Genomic DNA, 15,485 nt, shown 5'->3' on the forward strand with positions numbered 1-15,485 from the left:
CGGACACTCTGGTTGCAATGGCAGGGGCGGATGGCCCCTGCCGGTACAGCGTCGGCGGGAAGAATGGGGCCCAGGCCCCATTCCCGTTGCGATGGCAATCAGTTACAGCTGGCTGCCCCCTTGTCGACCCAGACCGCGGCCTTGCCGGGCTCGTCACCCTTGGTCCAGTACTGGGCCTGCCACTTGCGGCCATTGTGGTTGGTGAAATCACCGCCGTTGTAGGCCACCCCTGCATCCCATCCAAGCTGTACCTGGCTTATCAGCTTCCACTGATCGGCGGTGCGGCTCGGCTCGTTGCCCTGGGTCCAGTACTTGGCTTCCCACACCAGTTGGTTGTGGCTCACCGTATTGGGGGAAACGTAGACGGTGCTGGCGTTCCAGGCCGGATGGTTGGCCGCATCCGGATCGGTCGCGTTGCAGCCGCCTCCGGTGCTGGCCGGCTTGACGGTCAGGCGGGTGGTGGCACTGGCATCCAGCGCCCCGTCGGTGACCACTAGGGTCAGGTCATAGGCGGTGTCGCTGGTGACGCTCGGGCCCGTGACCACCAGGGTCGCGCTGTTCTGACCGGTGGCGGTGAGGCCCGCTGGCAGGCTCCACTGATAGCTCAGGGTGTCGCCATTGGGATCGGAGGCACTGGCCTGGATGCTCACCTGCTTACCGGACTCGACGGTTGCGGTGGCCGGAACCGTCACCACGGGGGCCAGGTTCGGCTGCGGTGCCTTGTTGGTCACCACCACCTGATCCTTGGCGGTCAGGCCCTGATCGTCGGTCACGGTCAGCTCGAACACCAGGTTGATGTCGGCGCTGACGGCGTCCAGCACCACGCGGGCCCTGGCCTGGGTAGCATCGAGCAGGCTGGCCTGGGGCCCGGAGACCTGCTTCCAGCCGTAGGTCAGCACGCCGTTTTCCGGATCGTGGGAGGCGCTGCCGTTGAGGGTCACTTCGGCCGGGCCCGTGGCGCTCAGATCGCTGCCGGCATTGGCCACCGGCGGCTTGTTGACCGGCGGCAGGCTACCCTCGCCGTGGCCCAGCCCCTCGTGCATGGCGTTGAGGATGTCGCCGTTGTCCGCGTCTATCTCCCAGGCGAACAGACCGCCGAGCTGGTTCGCCAGCACGTACTGCCCCTTGGCCTTGACCGAGCGATCGTTGTCGAAGCTGATGAGATCCCCAGTGCCGGCCTTGAAGACATAGGGGGCCTCGGCCGCCTCGTCATAGCCCTGCACCCAGCCTGCGCCCATGCGGTTGTTGACGATGTCGCGGTAATCCACCACGCCATTTTCCCAGGTGCCGGTCACAGGTCCGGTGGCGGTGCCGGTGAAGGGGTTGCCGGCCTGGTAGCCGCTCACCCCGGTCCAGCCGCGGCCGTACATGGCTGCACCGACCACTATCTTGCCCGGCGCCACCCCCTGACCCAGCAGCGCCTTGACGCCCTTGTCTGTGGTGTACTTGGTGGCCGGATCCCAGCTGGAGGCAAAGAGGTTGGTCTGGTGGGCCAGATTCTTCAGGTCGAAGGCGCCGCTGAAGTCGTAGCTCATCAGGAAGATGTGGTCCATGTACTGCTGGGCCGCCTGATAATCCACCTTGGCAATCTTGTCGCCGCCGGCGCTGATGGCCGAGGTGAGCTCATACTGGCGACCGGTCTCGGCTTCCAGCTCGTCGAGCATGGCGCGCAGCTCCTGCATCAGCACCACATAGGTGGCGCCATCGTTCGGGCCGCCCAGGTTGGGGTTGGCCCCCTGGCCGCCCGGGAACTCCCAGTCGATGTCCACGCCGTCGAAGAACTTCCAGGTCTGCAGGAACTCCTTGACCGAGGCGACGAAGGTATCGCGCTTGGTCTTGTCACCCAGGAAGTAGAAGGGATCGGAGAGGGTCCATCCCCCGACGGAGGGCAGGATCTTGAGGTCCGGACGGGCCTGCTTGAGCGCCATCAGGTTGCCGAAGTTGCCCTTGTAGGGCTCGTCCCAGGCGCTGAGGTTGCCCTGGGACATCTGGATCGCCGCCCAGGGATCGTGGATGGAGACCTTGAAGTCTTCGCGACCGGCGCAAGAGCGCTGCAGGGCCTCGAAGCTGCCGGAGATCTCTTTCAGGCTGTCGTTGATGCCGTTGCCGCCGCAGATGGGGGTGAAGCCGTAGAGGATGTGGGTCAGGTTCTGGGCCGGGATCTTGTCCACGGTGAACTTGCGACCATAGACACCCCACTCCACGTAGTAGGCCCCCACCACCTTGCCGGACTTGTTGGCATAGGGCTTGTTGTTCTCCTTGAGGGGCGCATTGAGCGGCGCCAGGTGGCTGCCGTCCGTGTCGGCCACCACCAGCTCCTTCTTGTCGGAGAGGGTGCAGCCGTCGGCGTTGCACAGGGCCACCTGCATCTGGTAGCGCCCCCCCTTGGTGACCTTGAAGTTGGCGGTACCCGCGGCGGACGCCGGGCCCGACCACACCTCATTGCCGTCGAGCAGCACCTTGGCGGTCTGGCCCACGTCGCCGGACCAGAGGTTCCAGGTCACGCTGACCGGGGCACCGTCCTTGTGGACGGTCACCAGCTGGTTGTAGGCCGAGGCGGACTGATTGACTTCGACGATGGCGAACTTGGTGGGGCCCGAGCCTATGGTGGGTTTGCCCGGGGCGGCGGCGAAGGCGGGAGCGGCACAGAGGCCCCCGACCAGGAGCGCCAGCAGGGAATGTGTTGGACTGAACATCATTGAATTTCCTTATTTCGTTATTGGAATGAACAACGAAAAAGGCAACGCAACCTGACAGGTAACGCAGACAACATCGCCACCATGGCTTGGCCCATGGACGATACAACCTGTGGTGGCCCCGCTATCCTAGGTTCGCTGACCCTTAGACCGGAAGCTTTGCGTCCCGGGCTTTCGCCCGGTTTGCCTTTTTTGCACAACTTGGTTTGCGATGAAAATAATCGCCGAATGACTATAAAGGAGAGACGCCTTCGCGCCACCTGACAGAAGTGACATCAATAGGGACTCATTTGTCCGACATGGTGGGGAAAAGGCCGGCAACATGGCGATAAAAACCCCATTCATGGCGCCGAAACGGCCTTTAAAAAATCACCATCCAATGCGCGATCATGTGAATGCCGTCACTGTACCGGCAGCAACAGGCTGTTCATCAGGGCCCGGAGCTTGAGGGGTTTGACCGGTTTGCTCACATAACCGAAGCCGTGTTCGCGGATCTGCGCCTGCAGCTCGCTCTTGCGATCCGCGCTGATGATGATGCCGCCTATCTCGTTGCCATATGCCAGCCGGATCATGTGCAGCGCCTGCAACCCCGTCTTGCCGTCGTCCAGGTGATAGTCAGACAGCACCAGGGCGGGCAGGAAACCGTCGCCGATGAGGGCCAGCGCCTGCTCCTGGCTCTGGGCACAGCGCACCTCGCAGCCCCAGCGCCCCAGCAGGGACGCCATGGCGATGAGTATGTCTTCCTCGTTGTCGATGCAGAGGATCCTCACCCCCTCCAGCTGGCTGTCCCGCTGGGCGGGGGTCGTCACCTGGCTCGGCGTCACCGGCCGGGTCGCGAGGTTCAGGGTGATGGCAAAGACGGATCCCGCCCCGGGCCAGCTGCGCAGGGAGAGCTGGTGACCCAGGACCTGGGAGATGCCGCGGGCGATGGCGAGTCCGAGGCCGAGCCCCTGCTCCCTGGCGGTGCGGGAGTGATCGAGGCGGGAAAATTCGTCGAAGATCGCCTCCTGCTTGCCCTCCGGGATGCCGGGGCCGTTGTCCCACACCTCGATGCGCACCTTGTCCCCCATGCGGCGACAGCCGAGCAGCACCCGGCCGCCGGGGTTGTAGCGAAACGCGTTGGTGAGGAAGTTCTGCAGCACCCGGCGCAGCAGGCGCACGTCGCTGTAGACGGCGAGGCTGCTCTCCACCACGGAGAACTGGATCCCCCCGGCCTGGGCCAGCACCCCGAACTCCGCCTTGAGGTTGCCCAGCACGTCGCTCAGGGCGAAGTCGAGCTTCTTGGCCTTGAACTTGCCCGCCTCGAGGCGCGAGATGTCCAGCAGATCCGTGATGAGATCCTCGGTCGCCCCCAGGGCATCGTCGATGTGACGGGCGATGCGGGCCGGTTCGTCCTCCGGGGGCAGCATCTCCAGCAGGGAGGAGGTGAAGAGTTTGGCCGCGTTGAGCGGCTGGGTCAGGTCGTGGCTCACCGCCGCGAGGAAACGGCTCTTCGACTGGTTGGCCCGCTCCACCTGCTGGTTTACCAGCAGCAGCTGGCGGTTGAGCTCGGAGAGCTCGTGGGTACGCTCGGCCACCCGCGCCTCCAGGTGCTCGTTGGCCTCGCGCAGTACCCGCTCCGCCGCCCGGAACGGGGTGATGTCGGTGAAGGTCATGACGAAGCCCCCCGCCGGCATGGGGTTGCCCTGCATCTCGATCACCCGGCCATCCGGGCGCTCCCGGGCCGAGATGTGGGGGCTGCCGCGCTTCATGAAGGCGACCCGGCGCGCTACCTGGGCCTCCACGTCCCCCGCGCCGCACAGCCCCTGCCCGGCGTTGTAGCGGATGATCTCCTCGATGGGGCGCCCCACCTGGATGAGGCCGGGGGGATAGGAGAACAGCTCTATGTAGCGCCGGTTCCAGGCCACCAGCCTGAGCTCCCTGTCCACCACCGAGATCCCCTGCCCCATGTGCTCTATGGCCCCCTGCAGCAGGCCGCGGTTGAAGCGGAACACGTCCGAGGCCTCGTCCACTATGGTGGCGATCTCCTCGAGCTGCATGTTGCGCCCCTGCAGGGCCGAGGCCAGCACCAGACGGGCGGACGAGGTGCCGAACACCCCGGCCAACAGCCGCTCGGTGTGGGCGATGAGATCCGCGGAGGCCTGCATCTGGGGCGCCAGGGTGCCGCCGTGCTCGCCGGCGAAGCGGCCGAAGGCGCGCTTGACCCGGCTCGACCCGACGAAGCGGGCCGCCAGCATCTCCAGCTCCTTGACCGAGACCCGCGCCTGGTAGAGCGCCGTGGTGTCCCGGCTCGGCTTGCCGACGAAGTTCGCCGCCTGCAGCCGCTCGCTCACCGCCGCCCGGGAGAGCAGGGAGCCCGCCACATAGCCGACCAGGTTGAGCAAGAGGCTCAGGAAGAGGCACCAGGCCCCCAGGCTCAGCTCCCGGAACGCGGGCCAGTTTGGGGGCGCCAGCAAGGCCTCCAGGGGCGAGCCCGCCAGCAGGCCGCTCTCCGCCAGCAGGGTGAGGAACCAGAGGCTGACCCCGAGCGCCAGGCCGAGGTAGACCCCCTTGCGGTTGCCATGGCGCCAATAGAGGCCGAGCAGCAGGGCCGGCGCGAACTGGGCCACGGCACCGAACGACAGGTAGCCGATGCGCGACAGGCTGGTGAGATCCCCGAGCCAGAGGTAGAGCGCCCAGGCCGCCAGCAAAATCAGCAAGATGGCGCCCCGGCGCACCTGCAGCAGCAGCCGCATCAGGCGCTCGTCCCGCCCCTGCTGCCAGACGCGGCGCAGCAAGACTGGCAGCACCAGATCGTTGCTCACCATGATGGCCAGGGCGATGGTGCAGACGATCACCATGCCGGTGGCCGCCGAGGTGCCGCCGAGAAACGCCAGCATGGCCATGCCGTCGTAGCCGAGGGACATGGGGAGGCTGATCACATAGGTGTCGGAGGCCATGTCGGCCCCCACCCACTGCTTGCCCGCCAGCGCCAGCGGCCAGATGAAGAGCCCCATCAGGAAGAGGTAGAGCGGGAAGATCCAGCGCGCCCAGTGCAGATCCTGCCCCTGGTTGTTCTCCACCACAGTCACGTGGAACTGGCGCGGCAGACAGATGACGGCGCACATGGCGATCAGGGTGTAGATGGCGAGCTCCAGCAGACCGCCCGGCGTCACCGCCACCACCGCCTCGAGGAAGTCGCTGGCCACCAGAGTACGCGCCTCGCTCGGCCTGGCGACGATGAGCCAGAGCGCGAAGCCCCCTACCGCCATGAAGGCGAGCAGCTTGACCACGGACTCGAAGGCGATGGCCACCACCATGCCCCTGTGGTGTTCGGTGGCGTCCAGGTTGCGGGTGCCGAACAGTATGCTGAACAGGGCCAGCAGCAGGGTGACGCCCAGCGCCAGCTCCGCCATGTTGCTGGTGGGGCTGGCCCCCGCGCTGTTGGCCATCAGCAGGTCCAGCCCGGTGACGATCGCCTTGAGCTGCAACACCAGGTAGGGAAGTATCCCCATCACCGCGATGAGGCTGATCACCATGGCCAGGCGCTGGGACTTGCCGTAACGGGCGGCAATGAAGTCGGCAATGGAGGTGATGTGCTCGCGCTTGGCCACCAGGATGAGGCGAGCCAGCAGGCGCCAGCCGAACAGAAACACCAGCATGGGGCCCAGGTAGATGGGCACCGGCGACCAGGGGGACTCGCTGGCCTGGCCGACGGTGCCGAAGAAGGTCCAGGAGGTGCAGTAGACCGCCAGCGACAGGCTGTAGAGCAGGGGCTGCCCCTTGGGGCGGCGGCGCTTGTTCTTGTCCGCCACGTAGGCGATGAGGAACAGCAAGCCCAGATAGGCGAGCGACAACCCGATCAGCAGCCATCCTTGGTGCATCTCTCTACTTCCCTTGTCCAGATAAGTCAGGAGCCTGCCGTGCCAGAGACCGGCAGGCCGGTGTCATCGGCCCGGTTCGGGCTTCTCTTCGCGCAGCCGCAGCACGAAGACCGGCAGCACCACCAGCACCATGATGAAGAAGATGCCGCCGCCCAGGGGTTCGAACAGCAGGCCGCAGACCGTCATCAGGGCAGCCACCGTCATGCCGAGGCCCAGGGCCGCATAGAGCGCCTGGGTGGGGATCTGCTGCTCCGCGGGCAGTTGCCGGGTCATGAAGCGGATGGCGCCGAGGTGGCTGATGCAGAAGGTGACCCCGTGCAGCAGCTGGCCCAGCACCAGCACCCAAAGCTCGGTAGAGCTGCCGAGCAGCACCCAGCGCACCACGCAGCCCAGGGCTCCCACCAGGAACAGGGTCTGGGCGCCGAAGCGCTGGAGGAAGCGCTTGTCCGCGGCGAACATGGCGATCTCCGCCACCACCCCCAGGGCCCAGAGATACCCGATCAGGGTGCCGCCGTAGCCCTCGGCCTTCCAGTAGATGGCGCTGAAGCCGTAGTAGGCCGCGTGGCTCCCCTGCAGCAGTGCGGTGATCAGCAGAAAGCGCCGCACCGATGCGGACTGGAGCGTCTCCTTCAGGGAGGCCTTGGCCCGCTCTCCCTGCAACTCCCGGGGGGCGGGTCGCAGCGGCAGCAGGCTGAGCCCCAGCATGATCAGCAGCCCGGCCACCATGGTGTGCAGCACCCAGTCGCAGCCGAAGTTGCCCACCAAGGACCCCACCAGGGTCGAGGCAACGATAAAGGCGAAGGAGCCGCACAACCGCACCTTGCCGTAATCGAGGTGGGTCTGCACCACCATGCGGGTGGCAAGTGCCTCCCCCATGGGCATCAGGGTCGGGTAGATGAAGTTCGCCGCCAGGGTCAGCGCCACCAGCCACCAGAGGCTGTGGTCGAGATAGAAGCCCAGAAACGCCAGCAGGCTCAGCAGGCAGAGCAGCCGGGTGACGGGCAGCAACTGGCCCGCCCCCTTGACCCGCCCCATCACCATCAGGTTGCCGGCAAAGCGGATGGCCATGCCGATCCCCAGCAGCAGGCCTATCTGTTCGGCGCTCACTCCTATGCCTTCCAGCCAGAGGGACCAGAACGGCAGATAGGCGCCATAGACGAAGTAGAAGGCGCCAAAGAACAGGGCTAACCAGGAGAAGGCGGGCATAGGGGCTCGGCTGCGGGACAAGGGGCACAAATGATAACCGATTTCGGGGCGGGGATCCCCAGGCATCACCCAGGGTAAAAACCAGAAATATCAATAAAGTTGAACCTTTGTCACATCCCCCTGTCTATCTGGATAACACCGCTTCCTGATGAGTGTTGCAATCCTTCCACCCGCCCCTGGCGGGTTTCTTTTTGGCACAGGCTTGGCCGCCCCGCCAGAAACAGATAAGGGGCCCCGGGGCCCCTTCATCATCGACACATATCAGAACACGTACTTGACCCGTGCACTCAGGTTGCGACCCGGTTCGGTCTGGCCGCTGGTGTCCGCGCTGGCGGCAAGGCCGGTGATGCTCTCGTAGCTCACGTACTCCTTGTCAAACAGGTTGAAGACCCCGACGTTGAGCTGCAGATCCTGCATCGGCTTGAACTGGGCGTAGAGATCCACCACACCCCAGCCGGCACTCTTGATGTTGTCGTTGCCGCGGGAATCCTTGCCCACCTTGTCCATGTCGTCGGCGAAGCGCAGGGCGGTGTTGATATTCCAGTTCGGCTGCTCCAGACGCACCCCGACACTGCCGTTGAGGGGGCTCAGGCTGTTGATGTAGTTGCCCTCGCCATCCTTGCCCTCGATGTAGGCCAGGTTGCCCCAGACGTTGACCAGATCGCTGAGCCAGTAGTCCGCCTTGACCTCGGCCCCCTTGGTGGTCGCCTTGTCCAGGTTCTGGTACTGATAGATGGCGGTGCGCCCCTCTGTGCCCACCCCTGTCAGCTCGATGAAGTCGTCGAACTTGTTGTAGAAGGTGGCCACCTCATAGCTGAAGCCACCGCGGCTGCCACGCACGCCGAGATCGATGCCGTCGCTGCTCTCTGGCTTGAGGCCCGGGTTCGGCTCGATGCGATAACCGTACGCCTGGTGGTTCAGGGTGGAGAAGGCGTTGTCATACATGGGCGCCTTGAAGCCGTGGCTGTACTGGGCGAACAGGTTGGCCGCCTCGTGAGCCTTGAACACCAGCCCCAGCTTGGGGGAGAACTCCCCTTCGGAGATCTTCTGCATGTTCTCGCCGGTGTAGGCGGGATCCTCGTCCGGGGTCATCTTGTAGTAGTCGTAACGGGCGCCCGGGGTCAGCACCCAGCGCTCGCCAAACTTGATCTCGTCGAAGGCCCAGAGCGCGCTGCGATCGCTGGTGGTGGACGGGAAGCTCAGCTCGCTGTAGCCGACGAAGTCCCCGGGCACTGTTGGTGCCTTGAAGCGGGTACGCTCGTTGTCGGTGTGCTCATACTCCACACCCCAGGCCAGACGCTGATTGACGAGCGCCTTGCTGAACTTCACCTGGGCACCCAGGCTCTCCTGCTCGAACCCGTTGTGATCCAGGGAGTTCTTGGTCACATAGGGGTTGCCCGGCATGACCGGATACTTGGAGGAGGCGTACTGATCCAGGGTCTGCTTGGCGCGGCTGTAGTAAATCTTGCTGTCCACCCGATCCGCCCAGGGGGCGTTCAGGGCGAGGCCGTGATCCAGCACCAGGGAGAGGTTGTCGGTCTCCTTGTCGGTGATCGGCTGGTTGAAGACGGAACCCGCCTTGGTCAGGTCGACCGCGTGCGGATCCTGCCCCTCGGTGAAGTAGTCGACCGTCAGCTTCAGGAACTGATCGTCGCTGAGATTCCACTTGCTCTTGAACAGCACCGCCTGGCTGACGATGTCGAACTCCTCCTTGTCGCCGTCATGGTTCTGGGTCACCCCGCCGTCGCGCCAGGTGTAGCGCAGCAGGTTTTCGAACTCCCCGGTGCGCAGCGCCCCCGTGATGCCCCCCATCTTCTGGTGGCTGCTGGAGGCATAGCCCGTGGTCGCGTCCAGGTAGCTGTCGCGGCCCTTCAGGAAATCGCCGGCATCCTTGGTGGTGATGGCGATGACGCCCCCCAGGGCATCGGAGCCGTAGGCGGCGGACGCCGGCCCCTTGGCCACCTCCACCTGCTTGATCATGTCGGTGTCGAAGTAGGTCTGACCCACACCGCCGTTCTTGTAGGCGTCGTTCTGGCGCACGCCGTCCTGCACCACCTTGACCCGGTTCTCGCTCATGCCGCGGATGGTGAAGGTCTGGGCATCCCCCGCCCCCCCCCTGCACGCTCACGCCGGGCTCGTAGCGGAACAGGTCGGCCACGTTGCTGACCACCTGCTCTTCTATCTGCTCCGAGGTGATGACGGCGATGGGGCCGGAGACGTCTTCCAGCTTCTGCTCCATGCGGGAGCCGCTGACCACCATGACTTCATCCGTTTTCCTGTCTGCGGCGAAAGCGGGGGAAACCAGCCCTGCCGCCACGGCGAGGGCAATCAGTGAGGGGGTGTTGTTGTGCGCCACTGCAAAGTCCTTATTGAGAATCATTATCAATCGAGCGGCATCTTACCCAGTCAGTGACAAAGATCAATAATAAAGTGAATCATTCTCATTTTCTTTTGCTTCTGGACGGTTTTACACTAGCGCCTCTTTTTTCCTGCTCGCCATGCTGCCATCGTGTGGTGCAGTGCCTTTGCCAAACTCTGCCCTTGTGAGTGAGATGCCATGACTCGACGACTCCCCCTGCTCGCCCTGCCCCTGCTGCTGGCCGCCTGCGCCACCCCGCCGCAGAGCCAGCCTCCCCAGACCCTCTATCACTACCAGCTTGGCGAGGGGACGGACGACAGCCCCCTCAGCCTCGCCCAGGCAATGGACAGGGTGAAGGATGCGGACATAGTGCTGGTGGGCGAGCTGCACAGCCACCCGGCCGTGCACCTGCTGCAAGCCAACCTGCTGGCGGAGCTGGCCGGTATGTCGCGCCTCGATGGCCGGGCGCTGGTGCTCTCCATGGAGCAGTTCAGCCGCGCCGATCAGCCGGTGCTGGATGCCTACCTGGCCGGGCGCATCGGCGAGGCGGCGCTGATCCGGGACGGCCACGCCTGGCCCAATTACCCGAGCGACTACCGCCCCCTGGTGGAGTTTGCCAAGGCGCAGCAGCTGACGGTGATCGCCGCCAATGCCCCCAAGCCACTGGTGAGCTGCGTCGGCCAGGAAGGGCCCGAGTGGCTCGACAAGCTGCCTGCCAGCCGCCGCAGCCAGCTCGCCCGCGAGCTCACCCTGGGGGATGACCCCTATCGCCAGAAGTTCATGGCCTCCCTGCATCATGGGGATGCGGACGGAAATGCCCGCCGCTTCGCCGCCCAGACCAGCTGGGATGACACCATGGCCGAGAGCATGGTCGATTACCTCGAGCAGCATCCCGGCCGACGCATCATGCACATCGCCGGCAACTTCCACGTGGAGGGGGGGCTGGGTATCGCGAGCCGCATCGCCAGCCGCAATCCGGCGCTGAAAGTCGCCCTGGTGGTGCCTGAGACTGGCTCCCAGGATGGCAAGGCCGCCCCCGGACGGAGCGCCGACGTGCGGGTGCACATAGCTCCCCTGCCAGAGCGCTGGCTAAATACGGAGGAAATGAAGCAAGATATGGGCGCACTGCATCAATCCCGAAGCCGTGACTGCAGCCAGTGGCTGCAACCCTCAAAATAGCCCAAGGATTTCATATGGATGTGTTACTCGTCATCGACATGCAACAGGGGTTGTTTGATAACCCTCGCCATCAGGATGCCCAGGTCATCGCCAACGTCAATCGCCTGGCTGACGGCGTGCGGGGCGGGCACGGGCGTGTCATCTATGTGCAACACGACGAACCGGGTTCCGAGCTGGAACCTGGCAGTGCTGGCTGGCAACTGCACGCCGATCTGACCCCGTCTCCCCACGACAGCCGGGTGCGCAAGACCGCCTGTGACAGCTTCCTCGACACCGAGCTCGGCTTCCTGCTGGCGGAACAGGCGGTGGATCGCCTGCTGATCTGTGGCTGTGCCACCGACTTTTGCGTCGACACCACATTGCGCAGTGCCGCCGCCCATGGGTTTGACGTCTTTGCGGTGACGGATGCCCACACCACGGCGGACAGACCCCATCTGAGCGCCGAGAAGATCATCGAGCACCACCATTTCATGTGGCGGCACCTCAGCCTGCCACAGGGCAGAAGCGTGACCCTGCTCACCACGGATGAACTGCTCGCTCCCGCTCAGCCCGCGCTGGCGTGCTAAGCTGCCCGCCTTTTCGTGATCACCTGCTTGGAGTCTTGTGTGCGTTTATTCTCTGTCGTTGCCCTCGTGCTGTCGTTACCGGCGATCACCGCCTGCTCCGGTCTGCCGGGGACGGCGCAGGGCGGTCGGGCCCCCCTGTTTCACACCCACATCAACGAAGAGGGGAGCAAGCGCTTCACCTTCGAGGCTGCTCCCCTCGACGTCCTGCCGAGTCGGTTGCAGGAGGATGACAGCCGGCTGAGCCGCAACAGCAAGAGCCTGCTGGAGCGCCGCGAGGCGCTACAGGACGAGCAGCTGACCGAGACGCTGGCGGCGCGCAACTATTGCCGCACCGGCTACATAGTCCTCAGCCAGACCTCCTGGAAGATCCGGGGGGAGTGCAACGAGACCGCCACCCAGGCCGATCGGGACGCCTTCCCCAACAAGGCCTCCTGGCAGGAGTAATGCTCCACCGATAACAAAACGGGCAGCCCAGGCTGCCCGTTTTTCATCTGATGATCCCGCTCCTCAGACCGGTGCGTCCGTCTCGCTGGTCAACTCGGCGCCGTTGTCGACGCGCTTGTGCCCCTCCACCAGGTGGACGAAGTCCACCAGCTCGTCACCGGAGACCCGAAACGCCTGGCCGAAGCCCTTGACGAACAGACCCTGCTCGGGCTTGAGGCGAAACAGCACGAAGTCCTTGAGGTTGGAGAGCCCCCGGACTATGTCGCCGAAACGCCCTTCCAGCGCCGCTATCGCCTTGCCCCAGCGCTCGTCATCCCGTGCCACCACCTCGGCCACGGCATCGAAGGTGAGCCGCTTGCGGGCGAACAGTTCGCGGGCGCCGGTCTCGTCCTCGATCAGCATCAGCGACACCTTGGGCACCTGCTGCAGGTTGCGGGCATGGCGGGCTATCTCGGAGATCAGCACATAGTAGCCATCCTCCTGCAGCACGAAGGGGGCGTAGCTGGCATTGGGGTTGCCTTCGCCATCCACGGTCGCGAGCTGCAGGGTGCGGCAACCGTCACGAAATTCGCGGATCTCCGGTTGCAGACGGTTCTGCAGACGCTCCTGACGTTCACTCATGCTTTCACTTCCTCTTGATACTGGTGGCGCAGGGCCTTGAAACGCTCTACCTGGTCAGGCAGCAGCCGACGCTGCTCGTCACGCCCCAGGTAGATCTTGAAAATGCAGCGGCCGCTGTGGCCGAAGAACTGGAAGGAGTGCCCCTCCTTGCCCATGAACAGCTTGCTGACCAGGGCGATGCCGACCACGTTGTCGAGCTTGAGATGACCGTGCATCTCCCCGTCCCGACCCATCAGGTTGTAGTAACCGCGGGCCGTCTTGCCCCTGGGGAAGGGGGCCTTCACCTCGAAGATGGAGCCGTCGGACTCCACAATGGTGGTCACCTGACCCCAACTGGCCAGATCCGCCAGCAGGGCCTCGGCCTGATCGCTCGGCACTTGGGTCATCAGCTCGGCGGGCAGGTGGCGCACCACCTCCCATTCACTGACGGCCAGCTCGGTGGCGATGCTGGAAGGATGGGCGCTGGGATCTTGTTCCAGCAGCGCATGAATGCGTTGTGCAATGCTCATCGGTTCTCCCTGGATGATCTGGCAATGGTGCTCAGTCTGGCGGCGAATACTGTAATAAAGCAGCCCATTCAATGCAATTGATAATCGATTTCATTATCGGTGCATTTTTCTTCTGCGCTTGATATTCTCGGCAGCAATCCCACTCACCCTTCGGAGGTTCCCATGGGCCGTCGTTTTGCCCTCGCATTCAGCCTGCTCGGCTGTGCCCTTTCCCTCTCTTCCCCATCCGCCGCGGCAGGAGAGCGTATCGTCAGCATAGGCCCTGCCACTACTGAACTCATCCTGGCGCTGGGGGGCGAGCAGAGCCTGGTCGCCACCGATGTCAGCAGTCCGGAGCCCAGAGGCGTGCCCAAGGTCGGCTATCACCGCGCCCTCGCCGCCGAAGGGATCCTGAGCCTGGCTCCGACCCTGGTGGTCGGCAGCGACGAGATGGGTCCGAGCAGCACGCTTGATCAACTGCGCCGGGCCGGCGTCGAGGTGAAGGTCATGGCCACGGCCCCGACCCTGGCCAACCTCAACGAGCGGATCGACACCCTGGCCGGCTTGCTGGGCAATCAAGCCGCCGGCACCAGGCTGAAGGCCGAGATCGCCACCCAGAGCGACACCCTGGCGGCGCAGGCGAAGCAGAACAAGCCGCTCAAGGTGGCCTTCCTGCTGCTGCACAAGGGTCAGCCCACCAGCATCGCCGGTGGCAATACCACCGCCAGCGCCCTCGTCACCCTGGCGGGCGGCGTCAACCCGGTGGCCCAGTTGCACGACTACAAGCCCGTCTCCACCGAATCCCTCATCGAGCTGCAACCGGATCTGGTGCTGGTGAGCGGTCGCGACTGGCAGCGGTATCAGGATCCTGAAACCGTGCTGAGCCAGGTACCCGCCCTTTCCGCCACCCCGGCCGGCAAGAACAGGGCCATCCATGCCATCGACGGTCACGCCCTGCAAGGGGGGCTCAGCCTGCGTTCCCTGCAGCAGGCGAACCAGATCGCCCAGTGGATCAAGCTGGGCTCCTGATGCGTCTGCCCCTGCCCTGGCTGCTCACCCTCACCACCGCCGCCCTGGCGCTGCTGCTGGTCGGGTCCCTCGCGACCGGCCCCATGTCCCTCTCCCTCGGCGAGAGCCTGCGCGCCCTGTTCGCCGGACAGCAGAGCGGAATTGAGGCCCACAAACTTTTGATCGTGCAGGAGATCCGCCTGCCACGCACCCTGCTCTGCATCGCGGTGGGGGCCATTCTCGGCCTCTGCGGCGCCGTGATGCAGGGGCTGTTTCGCAACCCCCTCGCCGACCCCGGCATCATTGGGGTCTCCGGCGGAGCAGCCCTGGGTGCCGCCCTAGCCATAGTGCTGCTGGCCCCCTTAAGCCAACAGTGGCAGAGCCTGCTCGGCCTCGGCCTGCTGCCCCTGCTCGCCTTTCTCGGCGGGGCCCTCACCACCACGCTTGTCTATCTGCTCGGCACCCGTGAGGGGGTAACCTCGGTCACCGTCATGCTGCTGGCGGGGGTCGCCATCACGGCGCTGTCCGGTGCCGTGATAGGGCTGCTGACTTACCTGGCGGACGATCAGATGCTGCGCAACCTCAGCCTGTGGCAGATGGGGTCGCTGGCCGCGGGCAAGCCGCTGGACGTGGCGCTGGCGCTGGCGACCCTGGCCGCCCTGCTGTGGCTCTTCATGCGCGATGCCAACCCCCTCAACGCCCTGCTGCTGGGAGAGGGAGAAGCCCGTCATCTGGGGGTAAACGTGCAGGCGCTCAAGCGGCGCCTGATCCTGCTCACCGCCGCCGGGGTCGGCGTGGCGGTGGCAGTGGCGGGCATGATCGGCTTCGTCGGCCTGGTGGTGCCTCACCTGGTGCGGCTGCTGGCGGGGCCCAACCATGTCCGCCTGCTGCCGCTGTCGGCCCTGCTGGGGGCAGGCCTGCTGCTGGGGGCCGACATGCTGGCCCGCACCCTGCTGGCGCCGGCCGAGCTGCCGGTGGGCATCATCACCGCCCTGATGGGGGCACCCTTCTTCATCTGGCTCTTGGTCAAGAGCCGCCGGACGCTGTAACAGGAG

At 65.0% G+C, this 15,485-nt stretch carries 10 protein-coding genes, 1 pseudogene and 1 riboswitch; of the genes and pseudogenes, 5 read left to right on the top strand and 6 right to left on the bottom strand.

Annotated elements, in window-relative coordinates; translation table 11 throughout:
* Positions 1-98: 98 nt before the first annotated feature.
* The 4 genes and pseudogenes from AB5Y72_RS09195 to AB5Y72_RS09210 all read right to left on the bottom strand — a co-directional run bounded on the left by AB5Y72_RS09195 (position 99) and on the right by AB5Y72_RS09210 (position 10,121).
* Positions 99-2,696 (bottom strand): glycosyl hydrolase family 18 protein, encoded by a 2,598-nt coding sequence (locus tag AB5Y72_RS09195; protein ID WP_368198903.1) that lies wholly within the window; start codon positions 2,694-2,696, stop codon positions 99-101.
* Positions 2,697-2,807: 111 nt separating this feature from the next.
* Positions 2,808-2,894: riboswitch (cyclic di-GMP riboswitch) on the bottom strand.
* Between the two features lie 203 nt (positions 2,895-3,097).
* On the bottom strand, positions 3,098-6,559 hold the full coding sequence (locus tag AB5Y72_RS09200) for a PAS domain-containing hybrid sensor histidine kinase/response regulator (RefSeq protein WP_202211634.1): 3,462 nt from the start codon (positions 6,557-6,559) through the stop codon (positions 3,098-3,100).
* A gap of 63 nt (positions 6,560-6,622) precedes the next feature.
* Positions 6,623-7,765, bottom strand: a complete 1,143-nt coding sequence (locus tag AB5Y72_RS09205; protein ID WP_368198905.1) for a 3-phenylpropionate MFS transporter — start codon at positions 7,763-7,765, stop codon at positions 6,623-6,625.
* Between the two features lie 261 nt (positions 7,766-8,026).
* Positions 8,027-10,121 (bottom strand): annotated as a pseudogene (locus AB5Y72_RS09210) (TonB-dependent hemoglobin/transferrin/lactoferrin family receptor).
* A gap of 201 nt (positions 10,122-10,322) precedes the next feature.
* On the opposite strand from AB5Y72_RS09210, the gene AB5Y72_RS09215 reads away from it, so the two are divergent.
* The 3 genes from AB5Y72_RS09215 to AB5Y72_RS09225 are packed head-to-tail and all read left to right on the top strand — an operon-like array spanning position 10,323 to position 12,313.
* Positions 10,323-11,303, top strand: coding sequence for a ChaN family lipoprotein (locus AB5Y72_RS09215; protein WP_202211637.1), 981 nt, complete (start codon positions 10,323-10,325; stop codon positions 11,301-11,303).
* Between the two features lie 14 nt (positions 11,304-11,317).
* Complete coding sequence (locus AB5Y72_RS09220; RefSeq protein ID WP_202211638.1) at positions 11,318-11,869, top strand: cysteine hydrolase family protein; 552 nt, start codon at positions 11,318-11,320, stop codon at positions 11,867-11,869.
* A gap of 39 nt (positions 11,870-11,908) precedes the next feature.
* Positions 11,909-12,313 carry a hypothetical protein gene (locus AB5Y72_RS09225; RefSeq protein WP_202211639.1) on the top strand — a complete coding sequence of 135 codons (405 nt, stop codon included), beginning with the start codon at positions 11,909-11,911 and terminating at the stop codon, positions 12,311-12,313.
* Between the two features lie 63 nt (positions 12,314-12,376).
* Here the strand turns inward: AB5Y72_RS09225 and hutZ are convergent, their stop codons facing one another.
* Both hutZ and hutX read right to left on the bottom strand, forming a co-directional pair.
* Complete coding sequence (hutZ, locus tag AB5Y72_RS09230) at positions 12,377-12,934, bottom strand: heme utilization protein HutZ (protein ID WP_202211640.1); 558 nt, start codon at positions 12,932-12,934, stop codon at positions 12,377-12,379.
* Positions 12,931-13,443: a heme utilization cystosolic carrier protein HutX gene (hutX, locus tag AB5Y72_RS09235; protein ID WP_202211641.1), complete on the bottom strand. Its 513-nt coding sequence runs from the start codon at positions 13,441-13,443 to the stop codon at positions 12,931-12,933. Before hutX ends, hutZ begins: the two co-directional genes overlap by 4 nt.
* A 162-nt stretch (positions 13,444-13,605) precedes the next feature.
* Here hutX and AB5Y72_RS09240 point away from each other — a divergent pair, with 162 nt between their 5' ends.
* Together AB5Y72_RS09240 and AB5Y72_RS09245 are read left to right on the top strand one after the other, a co-directional pair.
* Positions 13,606-14,451: a hemin ABC transporter substrate-binding protein gene (locus AB5Y72_RS09240; RefSeq protein WP_202211642.1), complete on the top strand. Its 846-nt coding sequence runs from the start codon at positions 13,606-13,608 to the stop codon at positions 14,449-14,451.
* Complete coding sequence (locus AB5Y72_RS09245; protein WP_368198926.1) at positions 14,448-15,479, top strand: FecCD family ABC transporter permease; 1,032 nt, start codon at positions 14,448-14,450, stop codon at positions 15,477-15,479. The genes AB5Y72_RS09240 and AB5Y72_RS09245 overlap by 4 nt, the downstream gene beginning before the upstream one ends.
* Positions 15,480-15,485 lie beyond the last annotated feature (6 nt).

Source organism: Aeromonas sp. R7-4, assembly GCF_040908055.1.
Classification (GTDB): domain Bacteria; phylum Pseudomonadota; class Gammaproteobacteria; order Enterobacterales; family Aeromonadaceae; genus Aeromonas; species Aeromonas sanarellii.

What these genes read in the sequence shown, in the direction of transcription:
- AB5Y72_RS09195 (WP_368198903.1), bottom strand. Translation starts at nt 2,696, where the DNA reads ATGTTCAGTCCAACACATTCCCTGCTGGCGCTCCTGGTCGGGGGCCTC.
- AB5Y72_RS09200 (WP_202211634.1), bottom strand. Translation starts at nt 6,559, where the DNA reads ATGCACCAAGGATGGCTGCTGATCGGGTTGTCGCTCGCCTATCTGGGC.
- AB5Y72_RS09205 (WP_368198905.1), bottom strand. Translation starts at nt 7,765, where the DNA reads ATGCCCGCCTTCTCCTGGTTAGCCCTGTTCTTTGGCGCCTTCTACTTC.
- AB5Y72_RS09215 (WP_202211637.1), top strand. Translation starts at nt 10,323, where the DNA reads ATGACTCGACGACTCCCCCTGCTCGCCCTGCCCCTGCTGCTGGCCGCC.
- AB5Y72_RS09220 (WP_202211638.1), top strand. Translation starts at nt 11,318, where the DNA reads ATGGATGTGTTACTCGTCATCGACATGCAACAGGGGTTGTTTGATAAC.
- hutZ (WP_202211640.1), bottom strand. Translation starts at nt 12,934, where the DNA reads ATGAGTGAACGTCAGGAGCGTCTGCAGAACCGTCTGCAACCGGAGATC.
- hutX (WP_202211641.1), bottom strand. Translation starts at nt 13,443, where the DNA reads ATGAGCATTGCACAACGCATTCATGCGCTGCTGGAACAAGATCCCAGC.
- AB5Y72_RS09240 (WP_202211642.1), top strand. Translation starts at nt 13,606, where the DNA reads ATGGGCCGTCGTTTTGCCCTCGCATTCAGCCTGCTCGGCTGTGCCCTT.